At 55.6% G+C, this 19101-nt stretch carries 16 protein-coding genes; 9 read left to right on the forward strand and 7 right to left on the reverse strand.

Features of this window, described 5'->3' with window-relative positions:
- Nucleotides 1-21 precede the first annotated feature (21 nt).
- The gene (gene mscK / locus QQF33_RS17125) at nucleotides 22-3375 is read right to left on the reverse strand and encodes a mechanosensitive channel MscK (RefSeq protein ID WP_285158360.1); all 3354 of its coding nucleotides are present in this window, start codon (nucleotides 3373-3375) and stop codon (nucleotides 22-24) included.
- Between the two features lie 107 nt (nucleotides 3376-3482).
- Nucleotides 3483-4136, reverse strand: a complete 654-nt coding sequence (gene acrR, locus QQF33_RS17130) for a multidrug efflux transporter transcriptional repressor AcrR (RefSeq protein ID WP_285145186.1) — start codon at nucleotides 4134-4136, stop codon at nucleotides 3483-3485.
- Between the two features lie 142 nt (nucleotides 4137-4278).
- Between acrR and acrA the strand changes: the two genes are divergently transcribed.
- The 6 genes from acrA to QQF33_RS17160 all read left to right on the forward strand — a co-directional run bounded on the left by acrA (nucleotide 4279) and on the right by QQF33_RS17160 (nucleotide 11131).
- On the forward strand, nucleotides 4279-5472 hold the full coding sequence (gene acrA, locus QQF33_RS17135; protein ID WP_282492593.1) for a multidrug efflux RND transporter periplasmic adaptor subunit AcrA: 1194 nt from the start codon (nucleotides 4279-4281) through the stop codon (nucleotides 5470-5472).
- Between the two features lie 22 nt (nucleotides 5473-5494).
- Entirely contained in the window at nucleotides 5495-8644 is a 3150-nt protein-coding gene (gene acrB / locus QQF33_RS17140; RefSeq protein ID WP_282492594.1) for a multidrug efflux RND transporter permease subunit AcrB, read from the forward strand.
- Nucleotides 8645-9158: 514 nt separating this feature from the next.
- On the forward strand, nucleotides 9159-9533 hold the full coding sequence (tomB, locus tag QQF33_RS17145) for an Hha toxicity modulator TomB (protein WP_282492595.1): 375 nt from the start codon (nucleotides 9159-9161) through the stop codon (nucleotides 9531-9533).
- 27 nt (nucleotides 9534-9560) lie between these two features.
- On the forward strand, nucleotides 9561-9779 hold the full coding sequence (locus QQF33_RS17150) for an HHA domain-containing protein (protein ID WP_012016344.1): 219 nt from the start codon (nucleotides 9561-9563) through the stop codon (nucleotides 9777-9779).
- Between the two features lie 215 nt (nucleotides 9780-9994).
- Nucleotides 9995-10546, forward strand: coding sequence for a maltose O-acetyltransferase (gene maa, locus QQF33_RS17155; RefSeq protein ID WP_282492596.1), 552 nt, complete (start codon nucleotides 9995-9997; stop codon nucleotides 10544-10546).
- 117 nt (nucleotides 10547-10663) lie between these two features.
- A complete protein-coding gene (locus QQF33_RS17160) occupies nucleotides 10664-11131 on the forward strand; it encodes a YlaC family protein (RefSeq protein ID WP_285158295.1) in 468 nt (155 codons plus the stop codon).
- On the opposite strand, the gene pdxR is transcribed toward QQF33_RS17160, so the two are convergent.
- Complete coding sequence (gene pdxR / locus QQF33_RS17165) at nucleotides 11103-12560, reverse strand: MocR-like pyridoxine biosynthesis transcription factor PdxR (protein WP_285158296.1); 1458 nt, start codon at nucleotides 12558-12560, stop codon at nucleotides 11103-11105. The genes QQF33_RS17160 and pdxR overlap by 29 nt on opposite strands.
- A 100-nt stretch (nucleotides 12561-12660) precedes the next feature.
- Between pdxR and QQF33_RS17170 the strand changes: the two genes are divergently transcribed.
- Entirely contained in the window at nucleotides 12661-13371 is a 711-nt protein-coding gene (locus QQF33_RS17170; protein ID WP_285150546.1) for a GNAT family N-acetyltransferase, read from the forward strand.
- Here the strand turns inward: QQF33_RS17170 and ykgO are convergent.
- The 3 genes from ykgO to QQF33_RS17185 all read right to left on the reverse strand — a co-directional run bounded on the left by ykgO (nucleotide 13368) and on the right by QQF33_RS17185 (nucleotide 15238).
- Entirely contained in the window at nucleotides 13368-13508 is a 141-nt protein-coding gene (gene ykgO, locus QQF33_RS17175; protein ID WP_003859006.1) for a type B 50S ribosomal protein L36, read from the reverse strand. The genes QQF33_RS17170 and ykgO overlap by 4 nt on opposite strands.
- 2 nt (nucleotides 13509-13510) lie before the next feature.
- Nucleotides 13511-13771 carry a type B 50S ribosomal protein L31 gene (locus QQF33_RS17180; RefSeq protein ID WP_095281030.1) on the reverse strand — a complete coding sequence of 87 codons (261 nt, stop codon included), beginning with the start codon at nucleotides 13769-13771 and terminating at the stop codon, nucleotides 13511-13513.
- 90 nt (nucleotides 13772-13861) lie between these two features.
- Nucleotides 13862-15238: a PTS transporter subunit EIIC gene (locus tag QQF33_RS17185; protein ID WP_285158297.1), complete on the reverse strand. Its 1377-nt coding sequence runs from the start codon at nucleotides 15236-15238 to the stop codon at nucleotides 13862-13864.
- A 278-nt stretch (nucleotides 15239-15516) separates the two neighbouring features.
- On the opposite strand from QQF33_RS17185, the gene QQF33_RS17190 reads away from it, so the two are divergent.
- The gene (locus QQF33_RS17190) at nucleotides 15517-16716 is read left to right on the forward strand and encodes an enolase C-terminal domain-like protein (RefSeq protein WP_285158298.1); all 1200 of its coding nucleotides are present in this window, start codon (nucleotides 15517-15519) and stop codon (nucleotides 16714-16716) included.
- Here the strand turns inward: QQF33_RS17190 and QQF33_RS17195 are convergent.
- Complete coding sequence (locus tag QQF33_RS17195; RefSeq protein WP_282492602.1) at nucleotides 16704-17423, reverse strand: GntR family transcriptional regulator; 720 nt, start codon at nucleotides 17421-17423, stop codon at nucleotides 16704-16706. The genes QQF33_RS17190 and QQF33_RS17195 overlap by 13 nt on opposite strands.
- Nucleotides 17424-17517: 94 nt before the next feature.
- Here QQF33_RS17195 and QQF33_RS17200 point away from each other — a divergent pair, with 94 nt between their 5' ends.
- Nucleotides 17518-19077 carry an EAL domain-containing protein gene (locus tag QQF33_RS17200; RefSeq protein ID WP_285153367.1) on the forward strand — a complete coding sequence of 520 codons (1560 nt, stop codon included), beginning with the start codon at nucleotides 17518-17520 and terminating at the stop codon, nucleotides 19075-19077.
- Nucleotides 19078-19101: the final 24 nt, after the last annotated feature.

Genomic DNA, 19101 nt, shown 5'->3' on the forward strand with positions numbered 1-19101 from the left:
CCACAGGGAGAGGGAATAAGATCAAGCTGGTGTCGGGTCATCGCCCTTCACTTCACGCTTCACTTCCGTATGCTCATCACCCTTCTCATTTCGCAGGTGAACTTCCAGCTGGTTGAAAGCGATATTGATATTGTTCTCACGGCACAGACGATCGATGGTGCGGTTCAGTTCGTCCACCGCGTAACTGCGATCCCGCAACTCACGCACGTATAAACGCAGCTCATGATCCAGGGTGCTTGCCCCGAAGGTGGTGAAGAACACCGACGGCGCCGGATCGTGCATCACTTTTGGATGCTCCGTCGCGGCCTGCAACAGTACCGCTTTCACTTTGTCCAGATCCGATCCGTACGCCACGCCGAGGCGGATCACCACGCGGGTGATGGTGTCGGAGAGCGACCAGTTGATCAGACGTTCGGTGACGAAGGCTTTGTTCGGGATGATCACCTCTTTGCGATCAAAGTCGGTGATTGTCGTTGCGCGGATACGGATCTTGCTGACCGTCCCGGAGAAGGTACCGATGGTGACCGTATCGCCGATACGCACCGGGCGTTCGAACAGAATGATCAGGCCAGAGACGAAGTTCCCGAAGATCTCCTGCAAGCCAAAACCGAGACCGACCGACAGGGCGGCTGCCAGCCACTGGAGTTTATCCCACGAGACGCCCAGCGAGCCGAAGACGGTCATCGCCCCGACCACCAGAATCACATAGTTCAGAATGGTGGTGATGGCGTAAGACGAGCCCTGACGCATATTGAGGCGTGAGAGGATCAGCACTTCCAGCAGACCCGGCAGGTTGCGGATCAGCGCCCAGGCCACCACGGTGGAGACCAGCGCAAACAGCAGGCTGCCCATGGTGACGCTTTTCATCACCGCCGCACCGGCTTCGGTGCCGTTGTACTGCCAGAGCGTGATGCTGTCGAGATAGGCAAACACGGTGATCAAATCAGACCAGATCGCCCAGAACATCACGCCGAACAGCGCCACCATCACCAGCATGGTAATACGTAGCGTTTGCTGGTTGACCTGCTCCAGCGCGATGGTCGGCTCTTCCTGCGGCTCCGCCCCTTCCGCGCCCTCTTTCACCATATTCTGACGACGAGCCAGCGCACGACGGTAGGCGATGCGGCGCGCCGCGACGCTCAGACCGCGCAGCACCGTCTGATACAGCAGGTTCCAGAGAATGACCAGATAGACGGTTTCAATCCAGCGGCCCGACAGGCGCAGCGTGGTATAGAAGTAGCCCGTGGCGGTGAGCACCATCAGCGCCAGCGGAATAATCGCCAGCACGGTGACGGTGATCAGCCGAATGTTATGCGACTCTTTATCCCGCCAGCTGTCGCGGCACATCGGCCACATCAGCACGGCAATCAGCAGCAGGTTGAGGAAAATGGCGAGTTGGCCGAGGACGTCATCCATCAGATGCAGCGGCGAGAGTTCGGCCACGACCGACCAGAAGTGCAGCGGCAGCAGCGCCAGGCTCACGCGCACAATCTGGCGGCGCCAGTGGCTGGTGAGCTGCTCCGGCATATTGAAGTGACGCACCGCCACGCCGTCTTTTTCCAGCACTTTCCAGCACAGGCCAAACACCAGCCAGAACAGGGCCAGTTTTTTGCTGAACGCCCACAGCAGATCGCTGATGTTGAGCTGCATCGTCAGCAGGATCAGTCCCGCCGCCAGAATCAGCAGACACACCGGCAGCGCGCGGATGAGATCGATCAATATTGCTTTCGGCGTATGCAGCTGGCTGTCATTGCGCAGCTGTCCCACTTCATGGGCGAGCTTAGCCTGGTATTTTTTAAGCCAGCCCAGACGCCAGCGGATCAGTCCCGCAATCAGCAACAACGGCAGACCGGCGAGAAACGCAATCATCACCGCAGGCCAGGCTTTCTCCCAGTTGACGGTGATTTTCATGCTTTTGATCTGGGATTTCAGCGTCTCCGGGAAGGATTTAATCCAGTCCCAGTCCATCGGTTTGTTGCTGTTTACCCAGAAGATTTGCTGGGTCAGAATTTCTTTCAGGCTTTTCGAGACGCTCACCAGCTGCTGCTGGTTGATTTGCAGGTTGATCGCCATCATCAGCTGATTACCCAACTGTTTGTTGAGCTGATCCAGCAGCTCGCGGCGCATATCCACCACCTGCAGCAGCGCGTCGTGGACTTCATCGTTCACTTCGCTGTTATGACCCTCTTCCACTTTGGCGACAAAGGCGTCGCTCTGGAAAAGCGCGTCGCGCTGTTGGTTGATCTCAAACTGCTCCAGACGCAGGTCCGCGATGCGGTTGGTCATGTCTTCCAGCTCGTCGGCGGACGGCAGCGTCTGCTGCTGCTGATACAGAATGCGCGACAGCAGCAGGCTGCCCTTCAGGACGGCAATCTGTTCTTTGATATTGCGCTCCGCCTGCAGGGCGCGATCCAGCCAGTTCTTCACTTTGATATTTTGCTGAACCAGTGAGTTACCGCTTTCGGTGGCCTGAATCAGACGCTGGCTGAGCTGATGGTTGATATCCAGCTCCTGCTTCACCAGCGGGTTACTCTGGATGCGGGTGGTTTCGTCCGGCGAGACGGCTTCCTGCGCCGTTTTCTCCGTCAGGGTCAGGCGTTTGCTGTTAACCGCCTCCTGCAGCAGCTGGAGCTGATGCTCCAGGCGATTAATATTGGCGGTGACATAATCCCGCTGTTTTTGCAGCGTATCCTGCAAAATGGTGTTGCCTTCGAGGCTCTTACGCTGCTGGTCGATCTGCGAATTGAGCAAGGTTTGCTGGGCCAGGAGCAGCGTTTGCTGCGTCGGACGCAGCGCGCCTTCGCCCACCGTGGTGCCATTCAGGCGGTTACGGATCTGCTGCAGCTGCTGCGAGGCCGAATACATGGCGTTCTGCACGCGTTCCGGCTGAGTTTGCAGGGAGACGAGCTGGCTGTTGTAGGTGGCGAGATCGCTCTGCCCGGTTTGCAGATCGTCCAGCACCTGGGTCATGCGGGATTCCAGCTGGCGCAGGGAGAGCGTCGCCAGAGTCTTGCGGGTCTCGTCGTCGTTATCGACGTCGCTCAGGGCGTTCAGCGCCGCCGTCGCCTGACGCATTTTGTCCGGCGCTTCGGTCACTTTCTGGCGCAGCTGCGTGGTTTCTGTTTTCACGCGCTCGATTTTATCCAGCGTCTCGATGGTCTCGGCCAGATCGGCCTGCACCAGCTTTTCCTGCGGCGTCAGCTCTTTTTGTTTGTTCAGGGTGTCCAGCTGAGACTGAATATCCGCCCGCGTCGGGCCGTCGCTGTTATTGTCAGCGCGGGCATGGACGGCGGGAGCCGTGGCGAAGAAAAACAGCACGGCGAAAATCAGGACAAAAACGGGGTTTTGCGAGCGTGTGTAGTGCAGCATAGTGATGATTTTGATGTCAGAAATGACCGGAAATAGTCTGGCGCGAAGAATATCACGGCAGGTGCAGGCAGAATAGCGCGAAGGCCAGCGTCCAGGAAAATTCCTGGCACCAGTCAGGCCGGAAGGGAATCAGGGTCGCCGCGCAGCGTCGGGCAGAACTGGCACATCTCCAGCAAAATGGCGACGTAGTTGCGCGCCTCCTGTCTCAGGTCGAACGACTCGGGGGCAAAGAGCCAGTTTTCCATCAGCCCGGAAATATAGCTGCGCATCAAAATAGCGGTACGACGAGTCAGCAAATTTGCCGGGAGCATGTTAGCCTGAATACATTGATTTAGCGTATATTCGATGCGATCGTAGCTTTCGAGGCACAGACTGCGCTGCGCCTGTTGTACAACGGCCATTTCGCCGACAAACTCGCATTTGTGGAAGATGATCTCCATCATCAGGCGGCGTCGTTCCTCAATCACTGTCGCCTCAAGAACATGAACCAAAATTTCTCTCAATACTGAGAGTGGATCGTCAGGGAATTTTGCCCGATACTCAGTCTCAAGATCGGCAATACTGGATTCTGATAACTCCCAAATTTCACTGAACAAATCTGACTTGTTTTTGAAATGCCAGTAAATCGCTCCCCGTGTGACGCCAGCGGCCTGAGCAATCTGCGCCAGAGAGGTCGAAGAGACCCCCTGCTGCGAAAACAGACGTAATGCCACATCCAGAATGTGTTGACGTGTCTCGAGCGCTTGTTGTTTGGTTTTTCGTGCCATACGTCAATGAATTTACAGGAGTCAGATTTACATACATTTATGAATGTATGTACCATAGCACGACGATAATATAAACGCAGCAATGGGTTTGCGGACTTTTGATCCATTGATCAATTTGAAATCGGACACTCGAGGTTTACATATGAACAAAAACAGAGGGTTAACGCCTCTGGCGATCGTTCTGATGCTCTCAGGCGGCTTAGCGCTTACAGGATGTGATGAGAAACAGGCTCAACAGGGAGCACAGCAGATGCCAGAAGTCGGTGTCGTTACGCTGAAAACTGAACCTCTTCAAATCACCACAGAATTACCAGGCCGTACAAGCGCTTACCGCGTTGCGGAAGTTCGTCCTCAGGTTAGCGGGATCATCCTGAAACGTAACTTCACCGAGGGTGGTGATATCGAAGCGGGTGTGTCTCTGTATCAGATTGATCCGGCAACCTATCAGGCCGCGTACGAAAGTGCGAAAGGCGATCTGGCAAAGGCCGAAGCAGCTGCCAAAATCTCCCAGCTGACGCTGAACCGTTATAAAAAGCTGCTCGGCACGCAGTACATCAGCCAACAGGATTACGACACGGCGCTGGCCGATTCTCAACAGGCGAACGCTGCGGTACTCGCGGCAAAAGCAGCGGTTGAAACGGCGCGCATTAACCTGGCGTACACCAAAGTGACCTCCCCTATCAGCGGTCGCATTGGCAAATCTTCCGTCACAGAAGGTGCGCTGGTTCAGAACGGACAGGCCACTGCGCTGGCTACCGTTCAGCAGCTTGATCCGATCTATGTGGATGTCACGCAGTCCAGTAACGATTTCCTGCGTCTGAAACAAGAGCTGGCAAGCGGTGCGCTGAAACAAGAAAACGGCAAAGCCAAAGTGGAGCTGGTCACCAATGATGGTATCAAGTTCCCACAGGCTGGCGCGCTGGAATTCTCTGACGTGACCGTCGACCAAACCACCGGTTCTATCACCTTACGCGCCATCTTCCCGAACCCTGACCACACGCTGTTGCCAGGTATGTTCGTGCGTGCCCGTCTGGAAGAAGGCACCAACCCAACCGCACTTTTGGTTCCACAGCAGGGCGTAACACGTACGCCGCGCGGTGATGCCAGCGCGCTGGTGGTGGGTAAAGATGACAAAGTCGAAACGCGTCAAATCACTGCTACGCAGGCGATTGGCGACAAATGGCTGGTGACGGACGGTTTGAAAGATGGCGATCGCGTGATTGTCTCTGGTTTGCAAAAAGTACGTCCTGGCGCGCAGGTGAAAGCCCAGGAAGTCAAATCTGACGATAAACAACAAGCCGCAGCCGGTGGCCAGTCAGAACAAACCAAGTCTTAACTTAAACAGGAGCCGTTAAGACATGCCTAATTTCTTTATCGATCGCCCCATATTCGCATGGGTGATCGCCATCATCATCATGCTTGCAGGGGGACTGGCGATCCTGAAGCTGCCCGTAGCGCAATATCCAACGATTGCGCCACCGGCCGTTTCGATCACCGCGACCTATCCTGGGGCTGATGCAAAAACGGTGCAGGACACCGTGACACAGGTTATCGAACAGAACATGAACGGTATCGATAACCTGATGTACATGTCCTCCAACAGTGACTCAACCGGTACGGTTCAGATCACGCTGACCTTCCAGTCTGGTACCGATGCGGATATCGCGCAGGTTCAGGTGCAGAACAAACTGCAGCTGGCGATGCCGTTACTGCCGCAAGAAGTCCAGCAGCAGGGCGTGAGCGTGGAGAAATCCTCCAGTAGCTTCCTGATGGTTGTCGGCGTTATCAACACCAACGGCACCATGACGCAGGAGGATATTTCCGACTACGTGGGCGCCAACATGAAGGACGCCATCAGCCGTACTTCTGGTGTGGGTGACGTGCAGCTGTTTGGTTCGCAGTACGCGATGCGTATCTGGATGGACCCGAACAAACTGAACAACTTCCAGCTGACCCCGGTGGACGTGATCAGCGCGATCAAAGCGCAGAACGCCCAGGTGGCAGCCGGTCAGTTAGGCGGCACGCCGCCGGTGAAAGGGCAGCAGTTGAACGCCTCGATCATCGCGCAGACCCGTCTGACCTCCGCCGATGAGTTCAGTAAAATTCTGCTGAAAGTGAATCAGGATGGTTCACAGGTTCGCCTGCGCGACGTGGCGAAGGTCGAACTGGGCGGTGAAAACTACGACATCGTGGCGAAGTTTAACGGCCAGCCGGCTTCCGGTCTGGGGATTAAACTGGCGACCGGCGCGAACGCGCTGGATACCGCAACCGCGATCCGTGCAGAACTGGCCAAAATGGAGCCGTTCTTCCCGTCAGGTCTGAAAATCGTTTACCCGTACGACACCACCCCGTTCGTTAAGATCTCGATTCACGAAGTGGTGAAAACGCTGGTCGAAGCGATCATCCTGGTGTTCCTGGTGATGTATCTGTTCCTGCAAAACTTCCGCGCGACGTTGATTCCAACCATCGCGGTACCGGTCGTTCTGTTGGGGACCTTTGCCATACTGGCGATATTCGGCTTCTCGATAAACACCCTGACGATGTTCGGGATGGTGCTCGCCATCGGCTTGCTCGTGGATGACGCCATCGTGGTGGTCGAAAACGTCGAGCGTGTGATGGCCGAAGAGGGGCTCCCGCCGAAGGAAGCGACGCGTAAGTCAATGGGCCAGATTCAGGGCGCACTGGTCGGTATCGCGATGGTTCTGTCGGCGGTATTTATCCCGATGGCCTTCTTCGGCGGGTCAACCGGTGCGATTTACCGTCAGTTCTCCATCACCATTGTGTCGGCGATGGCCCTGTCGGTTCTCGTGGCATTGATCCTGACGCCAGCCCTGTGTGCCACCATGCTGAAGCCCGTCGCGAAAGGCGATCACGGCGACAACAAGAAAGGCTTCTTCGGCTGGTTCAACCGCATGTTTGATAAGAGCACGCACCACTACACCGACAGCGTGGGCAACATCCTGCGCAGCACCGGTCGTTATCTGCTGCTCTATATCATCATCGTGGTCGGCATGGCGTTCCTGTTCGTTCGTCTGCCAAGCTCCTTCCTGCCAGACGAAGACCAGGGCGTGTTCCTGACCATGGCGCAGCTTCCGGCGGGTGCATCGCAAGAGCGTACCCAGAAAGTACTGGATGAAGTGACCGATTACTACCTCACCAAAGAGAAAGCGAACGTTGAATCCGTGTTTGCGGTTAACGGCTTTGGCTTTGCGGGTCGTGGTCAGAACACCGGTATTGCCTTCGTCTCTCTGAAAGACTGGAGCGAGCGTCCAGGCGAAGAGAACAAAGTCGAAGCGATCACCGGGCGTGCGATGGGCACCTTCTCGAAGATTAAAGATGCGATGGTGTTCGCCTTTAACCTGCCAGCGATCGTGGAACTGGGTACCGCGACCGGCTTCGACTTCCAGCTGATTGACCAGGGCGGTTTGGGTCACGAAAAACTGACTCAGGCGCGTAACCAGCTGTTTGGTGAAGTGGCGAAACACCCTGACCTGCTGGTCGGCGTGCGTCCTAACGGCCTGGAAGATACCCCGCAGTACAAGATTGACATCGACCAGGAAAAAGCACAGGCGCTGGGCGTTTCTATCAGTGACATCAATACCACGCTGGGCGCAGCCTGGGGCGGTAGCTACGTCAACGACTTCATCGACCGCGGTCGTGTGAAGAAAGTGTACGTGATGTCAGAAGCGCAATACCGTATGTTGCCGAACGATATCAACAACTGGTACGTGCGCGGCAGCGAAGGTCAGATGGTTCCGTTCTCCGCCTTCTCCACCTCACGTTGGGAATACGGTTCACCGCGTCTGGAGCGTTACAACGGCTTGCCGTCGATGGAAATCCTCGGTCAGGCAGCACCAGGCAGAAGTACCGGTGAAGCGATGAACCTGATGGAAGAGCTGGCGGCGAAACTGCCTTCCGGCATCGGCTACGACTGGACGGGGATGTCCTATCAGGAACGTCTGTCCGGTAACCAGGCCCCTGCCCTGTACGCCATCTCGCTGATTGTGGTGTTCTTGTGTCTGGCAGCCTTGTACGAGAGCTGGTCGATTCCGTTCTCGGTCATGCTGGTGGTGCCATTGGGGGTTATCGGTGCGCTGCTGGCCGCGACATTCCGTGGCCTGACCAACGACGTTTACTTCCAGGTGGGCCTGCTGACAACCATTGGCTTGTCGGCGAAGAACGCGATACTTATCGTCGAATTCGCCAAAGATCTGATGGATAAAGAAGGTAAGGGCCTGATTGAGGCAACGCTTGAAGCCGTACGTATGCGTCTGCGTCCAATTCTGATGACCTCCCTGGCGTTTATCCTCGGGGTAATGCCGCTGGTTATTAGCTCCGGTGCAGGCTCCGGCGCGCAGAACGCCGTCGGTACCGGTGTCATGGGCGGGATGATTACCGCAACCGTACTGGCTATCTTCTTCGTTCCGGTGTTCTTCGTGGTGGTTCGCCGCCGCTTCAGCCGTAAGAATGAAGACGTGGAACACAGTCACTCAGTAGATCATCACTGATACCGGTTTCACATGCTAAAAAGGCCGCAATTTGCGGCCTTTTTCTTTGTCTGAACAAAATCATAAATTACGCTTATTGTTGGTTTATTTATTTTACGTCAGCCTCATTACGCGTATGTTGTTTAATGAATTCGTGAATCAATGAAACGCCGAATTTTAATTTCATCTCCTGCGGAAGAATATTAGGATTATTCCTGGCTAAATTTGTCGTGTAATCAACAAGTCCGAATCCTGATTTCATGCGAAAGTTTAAGGTAACTTGATGAATCCTAAGGTAGCAGCCAAATTGCCAGCCTTGATTAGGCTAAAAATGGCCCCATTAATGATGGACAATCGCTCAACGTTTGGTGGCTTAAGTTTTAATTGTAATTTTTCGTAATAGCGCGGTGAAATCTTGATCAGGCTGGTTTATAGTTAAAGACATCAGGAAAAAGCACCCGTTAAGGTAAGCTAGTTGTATCCATCCCGACGTTGATGTTCGGTGAGTAAAGAATCACTCAAAAGGGGATGCGCTATGGACGAGTACTCGCCAAAAAGGCATGATATCGCGCAGTTGAAATTTCTCTGCGAATCCTTGTACCATGACTGCCTTGCCAATCTTGATGAAAGTAACCATGGCTGGGTTAATGATCCGACCTCCGCTATCAATTTGCAGCTCAATGAACTCATTGAGCATATAGCAACCTTCGCACTTAATTATAAAATTAAGTACAATGAAGATAATAAATTGATTGAGCAAATTGATGAATATCTGGACGACACCTTTATGTTGTTCAGCAGTTATGGCATTAACACACAGGATTTACAAAAATGGCGTAAATCGGGAAATCGCCTATTCCGTTGTTTCGTCAACGCGAGCAGAGCTAACCCGGTCAGTCACTCCTGTTAAAATTATTACAAATACTAAGGTGAATTTATGTCTGATAAACCATTAACAAAGACAGATTATTTGATGCGCTTGCGACGTTGCCAGTCACTGGACACCCTGGAACGTGTTATTGAAAAAAATAAATACGAGCTGCCCGATCATGAACTGGCTGTATTTTATTCAGCCGCCGACCACCGTCTGGCCGAGTTAACCATGAATAAGCTGTATGACAAAATCCCTGTTTCTGTGTGGAAATTTGTCCGTTAATTCCAGAACTCTGTTTTTAAGATTGTATTGTTACCTTCTTACGCTGAATTCACCTTTCGATTTACGATCCCTGTGTGACAGACAGACCCATCGTTCTAAATGTGCACGTCGGCAACAATGTTGTGACTATCATCACATCAGCCCAATGGGAACGTTCCCTTTCACGGTGAGGTTCTTTACGCTATGGCGCAAAGAGTATTCCAGTGAGGTGTCCCATGAGTGAAGAAAAACAAAAGATGATTGCCGGTGAGCTATATCGCCCCTCTGACGAAACATTGCGGGCAGATCGCCTGCGCGCTCGCCATCTGGTTCACCGCTACAACCACACCGGCCCCGATGCCAAAGCAGAACGCAGTACGCTGCTGACTGAACTCCTCGGCCAGGCCGAAGGCGCGTATATCGAGCCAAGTTTTCGCTGCGATTACGGCTATAACATTTTCCTCGGCAAAGCGTTCTACGCGAATTTCGACTGCGTGATGCTGGACGTCTGCCCGATTCATATCGGTGATAATTGTATGCTGGCGCCAGGCGTGCATATTTATACCGCCACCCATCCGCTCGATGCGACGGAACGCAATAGCGGCGTTGAATTGGGTAAACCGGTGACTATCGGTCATAATGTCTGGATTGGTGGCCGCGCGGTCATTAATCCCGGCGTAACTATCGGTGATAACGTGGTTGTGGCGTCCGGTGCTGTGGTCACGAAAGACGTTCCGGCGAACGTCGTCGTCGGCGGAAACCCGGCTAAGATCATCAAAACGCTTTAAGCCTGAAATCGGTAACTGTTATGGTTTTTATGCCCATAACTGTTACTTCTTTCACCTCCGCCGCTCCCCTAAAATGGGCAGATCCCCTGTATTTTGCAAAATTCATGAAGGTTATAAATGACAGAGATACAGCGCCTGCTTACTGAAACCATCGACGATCTGAACTCCCGCGAAAAGCGCGACAATCGCCCGCGCTTTAGCATCAGCTTTATCCGTAAACACCCTGGCCTGTTTTTAGCGATGTATGCCGCGCTGCTGGCGACGCTGGTCGTCATGCTGCTGTCTGAAACGCTGATCGACTCGGTCTGGCTGCTGGTGGTGTTATTCATCGTCTTCAACGCCTTTTTCTTCTTCGACATTAATCCTCGCTATCGCTACGAAGATATCGACGTGCTGGACTTCCGCGTCTGCTACAACGGCGAATGGTACAACACGCGCTATGTGCCGTCGGAACTGATCAGCAATATTTTGCATTCGCCGAACGTGGAAGAAGCGCAAAAAGCCAAACTGCAGAAGATGATCTCCACCAAAGGCGAACTGTCGTTCTACGACGTGTTTACCCTTTCTCGTCCTGCCACTGCGTAATCAGTCTCTGCAAGCGCCTGATCCCAGGCGCAAATTGCGACGCCGACGTATTCCCGTATCCCAGCACCAGACCGGTTTGCCCCCACTGCGTATCCAGGTAATAGCCGCTCAGGGCAGCCGGAGCCAGCTGATACTGTTTTGCCTGCTGCACAATCGCCGTATCATCCACGCCATCAATAGCAACGGTCAGATGCATCCCGCCCTCGCCGGCCAACACCCGGTGCGGAGTGTGCAGTTCTGCGGCCAGCGCCTCGCGTAATTGTCGGTAACGCTTGCGATACAGCCGACGCATCGCCGCCAGATGTCGCGCGTAATGCCCCTCTTCGATAAACAGCGCCAGCGTCCGCTGCTCAGCCCGATGCCCGCCGCGCAGCAGCGAACCAATCGCCGGATGTGCGGCGTGGGCCAGCGCCTTCGGCAGCACCATAAATCCTGTGCGCAGTGACGGAAACAGCGTTTTGCTGAAGGTCCCCAGATAGACCACCGGCGGGTTATCCTGCATGCCCATCATTGCCGGAACCAGCTCGCCGCTGTAGCGAAACTCGCTGTCGTAATCATCTTCGATAATCCACGCGTTATGCTGACGGGCAAACTCCAGCAGCGCCAGGCGACGGTTAATGCTCAGCACGCTTCCATAGGGGAACTGGTGCGAGGGTGAGGTAAAGATCAGTTTCGGCGAGAGCTCCTGCGTCTCCAGGCGCATACCCTCTTCATCGACCGGCATCCCGACCATCGTCAGGCCCGATTTGGCAAACACGCTTTTCGCCCCGGCATAACCCGGATCTTCGGTCCAGGCGATATCCCCCGCCTCGCTCAACAGCTGCGTGCAGAGGCTCACCCCTTCCAGCGCCCCTTCGGTGATCACAATCTGGCTGGCATCGCACTGAATCCCGCGCGACAGGGCAAGATGCCGCGCAATCGCCTCGCGCAAAGATAACTCCCCCGCCGGCGATCCGTACCCCAGCAGCGCGCTGCCCTCTTCCCGCAGCACGCGATCGTACAGTCGTCGCCAGAGCGGCAGCGGGAAATAGTTAATCGCCGGTGTCCCGGGCGTGAACGCGGGAACCGGAGTCCCGCGCGGTGTCGGTGCGGGAAGAGAGGCCATCCGGCTGGCGAGCGTCACATCCAGTGCGGGCGGCGACTGCCCGGTCGCGCGATGCCCCAGATGCGCCACCCGCGTCCCCTGGCGACTGCGAAGCAAATAGCCTTCGAGCGTCAGCTGTTCCAGCGCGGCGTTGACCGTATTGCGGGAAACCGCCAGCTGGGAGGCGATCAGCCGCGAGCCCGGCAGGCGACTATCGGCCTGCAATCTGCCGCTCAAAATCGCCTCGCGCAAGGTGCGATACAGCGAGCGCTGGAGCGTCCCGGACCCACGGCTTTGCAGCGCCTGAGTGATTAATGCGTAAAAGTCATCGCCTGGTATGTTCATCTCGTCCTCCGTGGTACCACCATAACACACTCAGGTGGACCTTTTTGCAGGACCACAATTTCCTTACTCTGAGCTTCTACTTAAGCCAACGAGAATCAACATGAACCAATTCAATCAGTTTGGGCAGCCCGTGGGCGAGGAACTACTCGACTGGCAGCCGCGACAGCATCCGGAGCGCGTGGAACTTAAGGGGCACTATTGCTCGCTGACGCCGTTACGCCCGGAGCACGCCGCCGCGCTGTTTGCCGCCTACCAGCTGGCGGAAGATACCCGGAGCTGGACGTGGCTGCTGCGCGAACCGGATGCGAACGCAGAAGCGTTTACCGCCTGGGTCGAGAGCGTTTGCGAGCTCGCCGATCCGATGCATTTCACGGTGATCGACAATCGCACCAACGCCCCCGTCGGCACGCTGGCGCTGATGCGTATCGACCCGAAAAATGGCGTGATTGAGGTGGGCCATGTGCATTTTTCCCCGCTGCTGAGCCGCACGCCGATGTCCACGGAGGCGCAGTATCTGCTGATGCGCTACGTGTTTGATGCGCTGGGCTATCGTCGCTTTGAGTGGAAATGTAACAGCCTGAATGAGCCGTCGCGCCGGGCGGCGCTGCGTTTAGGGTTCCAGTATGAAGGGCGTTTTCGTCAGGCACTGGTGGTCAAAGGCCACAACCGCGACACCGACTGGTTTTCAATTATTGATACGGAGTGGAAAGCCCTGGATCGCGCCTTCCAGAACTGGCTTGCCGCCGACAATTTCAGCGCCGACGGCAAGCAGTTAAGATCCCTGGAAAATTGGCGAAAGGAGTTCAGTTAACGTCTTTTCTTACGTCCCTGCACCGCTTTAAAGCGCGGGTTAGATTTGCAGATCACGTACAGGCGGCCTTTGCGTTTCACAATCTGACAGTCCGGGTGGCGCTGTTTGGCACTGCGCAGCGAGTTAAGTACCTGCATGATTAACCTCGCTTCGCATTAATGAAACCGCCAAAACGCTGACGGAAACGGGCCGCGCTGCCTTCGGTCGAGAAGGTTTTCTGCTTACCGGTGTAATAGGGATGCGATTTCGACGAGACCTCGATGGTGATGTACGGGAACGTCTCGCCGTCGAGTTCGATTTCGCGATCGGTCTTAATCGTCGAGCCTACTTTAAAATATTCGTTGGCACTGGTGTCGTGAAAAACGACGGTGCGGTAGTACGGATGGATATCTGCTTTCATGGTCAACTCATCATGTTTTGTTATAACATAACAGAATCGTATCCGAGTCCAGAACAAAAAACAACCCCCGCCACGAGGCGAGGGTTTCGCTTACTTTTCATGCGCCTGTTCTTTTCCCACCAGCATGGTTGTGAGGACAAACGACAGCACCAGCGCCATCACCACCCCCGCCAGGGCAAAGACAAAGTACGGACCGATATAGGCAGGCAGACTGAAAATACTCGACAGGATGTAGCCATAAAGACGCACGCCGAAGAAGGCAATGAACGCCGAGGCCAGCGAGCTGGCGATCGTCGCCGCGATGAACGCTTTTTTGTAGCGTGTGAGAACCCCAAACAGCGCCGGTTCCGTGATCCCGAGCAGGGCAGAGATCGCCGCTGACAGAGTGACCGTTCTCTCCTGGCGATCGCGGCTCAAACGCCAGATCGCAAAGGTCGCCCCGGCAATCGCCATGTTGGCCATAAACATCATCGGCATCAGCATGTCGTACCCGCGATCGCTAAAGTTTTGCAGCGCAATCGGCGTCATCGCGTGGTGCATCCCGGTGAGGATCGCCACCGGACGAATCGCGCCGACCACCAGCCCGGCAAAACTCGCCGATACGCCAAACAGCCCTTCGATAAACAGCGCCAGCCCTTTACCCAGCCAAATGCCAATCGGCCCGATCACCACCAGCGCCGCCAGCGCGCCGAGGAACAGCGTCAGCGTCGGGGTAAAGACCGTTTTCAGCACGTCGGGCATGATGCTGTCCACCCAGCGGTGAATGTAACTCAGCGCCAGAATGGAGAAGATCACCGGAATGACGCTGGAGGCGTAGTTAAAGACCGACACCGGGATCACATCCAGCAGCCAGATGGCGCTGACTGCGCCCTCCTGATGAGTCGCCAGCGCTTTCGCCGCCTCGATCAGCGTCGGATACATCAGGCAGGCCGCGACGGCTGCCGCCAGATATTCGTTAGTTTTGAAGATCTTCGCCGCCGACACCGCGAGGAAAAACGGCAGGAAGTAGAACACGCCGCTGGCGATAAGATCGATCACCATCACCGTGTCGCTTTTCGCCGAAACCACTTTCAGGGCGATAAGCCCGGCCAGCAGCCCTTTGATCATCCCCGCCCCGGCAATCGCCGGTACGATTGGGCCAAACACACCCGAGACCGTATCCATAAACAGCGATACCAGACTCTTACGCCCTTTGGTCGCCGCCGGAGCCGCCTCCTCGTGATTTCCCAGTACGTTCAGCATTTGCTCGTACCAGCTGTTCACCTTCGGCCCGATAATCACCTGAAACTGATCGCTTTGCAGCTGCGCGCCCAGCACGCCGGGCAGTTTTTTAATCTCCGTTTGATCCACTTTATTATCGTCAATCAGATCAAAGCGCAGGCGCGTCATGCAGTGCCAGACTTTATTGATATTCCCCTGGCCGCCGACCAGACGAATAATATTATTGATGGCTTCTTGCGTCCCCATAAAAACTCCTGCCGGGTGTTGTTGTCGTTTTAATGTTGCCACGAGGATAATTAAACCCTCACAACAAAACAAACCAATAAAATTTGATATCGCTCACAGTTAGCTATTTAAAAAGAGACAAACCCTGTGAAAATCTAAAATTGGTCTGGTTTTTAATTACTTTACCGTTAAATACCTGACCAAAATAAATAGTCAAAAAAACGGTTTACCCGTCAACATTTTTAGGGTGATGATATTCCCCATAACCTATTCCCACAGAGCCCCCAAGGAGTTATTTCGTGACGCCTGTGATGATTAAAAATATCGAATGTTTTATTACCCGACCGGACCGGCATAATCTGGTGACGGTGCGCGTGACCACCGACAAAGGCGTCACCGGGCACGGCTGCGCCACCTTTCAGCAGCGCCCGCTGGCGGTCAAAACCCTGGTGGATGAGTACCTGAAGCCGCTGCTCATCGGGCGCGATGCGAACAACATCGAAGATCTGTGGCAGATGATGAACGTCAACGCCTACTGGCGTAACGGCCCGCTGATGAACAACGCGATTTCGGGGGTCGATATGGCGCTGTGGGATATCAAAGGCCAGCTGGCGGGCATGCCGCTCTATCAGCTGCTCGGCGGCAAATCCCGTGATGCCATCCCCGCCTACAGCCACGCCAGCGGCGAAACGCTGGAAGAGCTGTTCGCTTCGGTGGATAAACTGCTGGCCCAGGGCTATCGCCATATTCGCTGTCAGCTCGGCTTCTACGGCGGCACGCCGTCGGCGTTACACGCTCCGGAGAACCCGACGCCCGGCGCCTGGTTCGATCAGCAGGAGTACATGGCGAATACCGTCGAGATGTTCCGCGCGCTGCGGGAAAAATACGGCTGGAAGCTGCATATTCTCCACGACGTTCACGAACGACTGTTCCCCCAGCAGGCCGTTCAGCTGGCGAAACAGCTTGAGCCGTTCCAGCCCTATTTCATCGAAGATATTTTACCGCCACAGCAAACCGCCTGGCTGGAGCAGATCCGCCAGCAAAGCTGCGTCCCGCTGGCGTTGGGCGAGCTGTTCAATAACCCGGCGGAATGGCACGACCTGATCGTCAATCGCCGCATCGACTTCATCCGCTGCCACGTCTCGCAAATCGGCGGCATCACCCCGGCCATCAAGCTGGCGCATCTGTGTCAGGCTTTTGGTGTGCGTCTGGCGTGGCACGGACCGGGCGACATGACCCCAATCGGCGTGGCGGTGAATACCCATCTGAATATTCATCTGCACAATGCGGCGATTCAGGAATTTATTCCCCGATCCGCCACCACGGACGCGGTTTTCCCGGGCGCCCCCGTCGCGAAAGAGGGATTTGTCTATCCGCCAGAGGCAGCGGGAATCGGCGTGGGCTTCGTTGAGGAGCTGGCGCTGGCCCATCCGGTGGTCTATCGCCCGCACGAGTGGACGCAAAGCCGCCTGCCCGATGGCGCGATTCACACGCCCTGATTCTGCCGCCAGGCTAAGTTGTCGCGGTTCCAGGGGATGACGTAGGTGCAGGTGTAGTTGATGTCGATAATATCGCTCACCTCAAACACGCGCCCCCCGTCCAGAATGCCGCGGTTGTTGATGTGCATCGCCGGGCTGCCCTTCTTGCAGCCCAGCATCACCGCCTGTTCACGGCTGACGCTTACCGCGCGATAGGTGGTCAGCATGTGAGAAATGGTGAAACCTTTGCTCAGAACGTACTGCTGGATGGAGCGTTCAATCGCCTGCTGATTGAGATCGGGAAAATCCGCCACCGGCATGCTGGACACTTCAAGCTGTACCGGCGCGTCATCCACGTAGCGCAGGCGGCAAAAATGCCAAATAAAGCTCTCCTCGTCGATGCCAAAAATCTGCTGCGCCGCGCGATCGGGCCGCGTTTTATGCAGGCTGATCATCCGGTATCGGATCTGATCGAAGCGTTTCTCGGTGATCGAGTTATAAACCAGAGGATTATTACGCGCTTGCTCGTTGATCCAGATCCCCGAACCCTGCACAATCCGCACCACCCCGATGCTGACCAGCTTTTCCAGCGCCTGACGAATGGTGAAGCGCGACACGCCGTACTCCTCGGCGAGCTGCCTTTCCGGAGACAATTTTCGGGGTCCGGGAGTCGTATCCTGGTAAATTTTGCTCAGCAGGTCTTGCGTCACAAACTCTTTTTTTTTCATTGGCCTTACCTGAATGAAATCAAACTCTGCCGCATACTATAAGATTATTATTCGGCGGTAATCTAAATCAGCGGATCAGAAAGGAAACCCAAGCATGACAACTCGCCAACTGGTCAGCCTGGTGACCGGTGTTCTGATCATTGCCGTGCTGATCCCCATCTGCCTGAGCGTCTGGCTGGCCCATCGCCAGGCGGAAGATACCTTTGTCGCCGCCCTTGACCGCTACTCCGAGCGCGTGCTGATCCGCGCAGAGCGCGTGGTGGGCCAGGGTAAAACAGCCCTCAACCAGCTCAACGAATTTCAGGATGTCCCCTGCAGCCACGAACATCTGCTGCAGATGCGCCGGGTGGCGTACTCCCTGCGCTACGTGCAGGAAGTGATGTATGTCGATGACCAAAAACCCGTCTGCTCGTCCCTCGAGCAGGTCAGCAACGCCGCCCGCTTCCCGCCACCGGCACGCGTCACCGTCGACGGCTACAGCGCCTGGCTGACGCAACAAAACGATCTGGGCTTTAAGCGGTTTATGCTGGTGCTGGGAAAGGGTCACTACATGGTGGTGATCGACCCGGCCTCCCTTATTGATGTGATCCCCTTTGGCTCCTGGCCGATTGAAGCGGCTCTGGTCGGTGAGGACAGCGGAGTGGTTTTCGCCAGCAGTAACCCACTGAATCAGGACGTCTGGAGTCAACTCCATGGCCAGCATCTCACGCAACTTCAGCACAAGGGTTCCATGTACGTGGTGAAGGATGTTCCGGAGCTGCGCTATGCCGTGGTCGCCTGGGCTTCTCTTGTCCCGTTAAAAGAGAGCTGGCACCAGCAGCTGCTGTTCTGGCTGCCCTTTGGCGCGTTAATCAGCATTGTGGCCGCCGCGTTTATCATGCGCGTGTTGCGCCGCCTGCAATCCCCGCGCTATCGCCTGCTGGATGCCATCAACGCCCGCGAGCTGGTGGTGCACTATCAGCCGATTGTGGCGCTGGATACCGGCAAAATCACCGGGGCCGAAGCCCTCGTGCGCTGGCCGCAGCCGGACGGCAGCATGCTGTCGCCGAACATCTTTATCCCACTGGCCGAGCAGACCGGGCTCACCACCCGCCTCACCCGGCTGGTGATCGAGAAAGTGTTTGAAGACATGGGGGAATGGCTGCGCCACTATCCGGATCAGCATATCTCCATCAACCTCTCGCCTGCGGATCTGTTCTGCGGCGAACTGCCGTCGCTGCTGAGCCGTCTCCTGAACCAGTGGCAAATCAAACCGCAGCAGATCGCGCTGGAACTGACCGAACGCGGCTTTGCCGACCCGAAAATCAGCGCCCCGGCCGTGGCCAGCCTGCGCCGTTCCGGCCATCCGGTCTATATCGACGACTTTGGTACAGGTTATTCGAGCCTCAGCTATTTGCAGGATCTGGACGTGGACACCCTCAAAATCGACAAGTCCTTCGTCGATGCGCTGGAGTACAAAAACGTGACCCCGCACATTATCGAGATGGCGAAGTCACTGAAGATGGCGATGGTCGCCGAAGGGATTGAAACGGAAGGACAGCTGGAGTGGCTGCGCCGTCACGGCGTGCAGTACGGCCAGGGGTGGCTCTACAGTAAAGCGATGCCAAAAGTGGAATTCATCATGTGGGCGGAAAACAATCTCGATCCCGAGTAAAAGCCCGGCCAGTCTCGCCGGGCG

It is taken from the genome of Lelliottia wanjuensis, from assembly GCF_030238365.1.
Taxonomy (GTDB): Bacteria; Pseudomonadota; Gammaproteobacteria; order Enterobacterales; family Enterobacteriaceae; genus Enterobacter; species Enterobacter wanjuensis.